This is a genomic window from Thiolapillus sp. (genome assembly GCF_048562965.1).
In the GTDB taxonomy this organism is placed as follows: Bacteria; Pseudomonadota; Gammaproteobacteria; order Chromatiales; family Chromatiaceae; genus Thiolapillus; species Thiolapillus brandeum_A.
On the sequence record NZ_JBHNMF010001164.1, the window covers coordinates 1 to 815 of the forward strand.

The 815-nt window shown below is 53.9% G+C and carries 2 protein-coding genes; both read right to left on the minus strand.

Annotation, left to right across the window (positions count from 1 at the left end):
- Window positions 1-202, minus strand: a 202-nt coding sequence (locus ACOCD2_RS23050; RefSeq protein WP_305803286.1) for a hypothetical protein, incomplete at its 3' end; no start/stop codon positions are given.
- Window positions 109-651 (minus strand): hypothetical protein, encoded by a 543-nt coding sequence (locus ACOCD2_RS23055; protein ID WP_293650644.1) that lies wholly within the window; start codon window positions 649-651, stop codon window positions 109-111. The genes ACOCD2_RS23055 and ACOCD2_RS23050, both read right to left, overlap by 94 nt.
- Between the last annotated feature and the right edge of the window lie 164 nt (window positions 652-815).

Consider the following 815-nt stretch of genomic DNA (forward strand, 5'->3'; position numbering starts at 1 on the left):
GCTGGCGCAGACTGCTCACACCCTGCATGATCCCATAGAGAATCAGGCCCATCATGGCTCGTGGCGCATAGGGTGAACGACCACCCGGCCGGTAAGACTGTTCAAAACTCAACCAGTCCATCGCTGCCAGCCATGGAGAGCGAAGCGAAGGCTGGTAGACCCCAGTAGCCGCGAGGCCGCACTGCTTACCCGTCGTGCGCATAGCGCCAGAGGGGAAGCAAAGTAGGCATCCAAACGCGGCGTCCAGTCATTGGGAGACAAGTACGGAGCAGCAACGAGCTTGCGAAGTTGTTGCGTAGTGCTTGGTGACCAGGACGGCTGGGGCACCAATAGGTTGTCAAAGGCCGAGTCGATTTTGGGGACTGGGATGTCCCAAAATCTATCACGAGGCCGAAGACACACTTGTTCCTCTAAAAGCTCGCGGACCTTCAAGGCCCCTCGTTGACCTGCATTGTACAAATGCTGGTCAAGCCGAACGGCATTGAGATAAATCAGCTTGGGATCAGGATCCTCGAAAACAACCCCGGATAATGTGGCCGGTTCAGGCCCCGTTGTATTTTCTGACTCCATCTGCGGCAACTCGTCGAACAGACTGGGTTGGTTGCTGGTATCTATTCTCGCAACACGCCTTTTTATAGGTCGGTTTTTCATCGTAGCGCAGCTAAAGAGTAGTGGTTCCACATAAGGGTCTAGGTTACCCCTGAATCCGTGACTTCGGCAGCCACCTGAAAGTCGTTCGCCCGATGATAATCGCGTAAAATTGCAGTTCCAGTGATTTTCATGATTTCACCCAAGGGGTGAACTGCCAATGACAT

What these genes read in the sequence shown, in the direction of transcription:
- ACOCD2_RS23055 (WP_293650644.1), bottom strand. Translation starts at nt 651, where the DNA reads ATGAAAAACCGACCTATAAAAAGGCGTGTTGCGAGAATAGATACCAGC.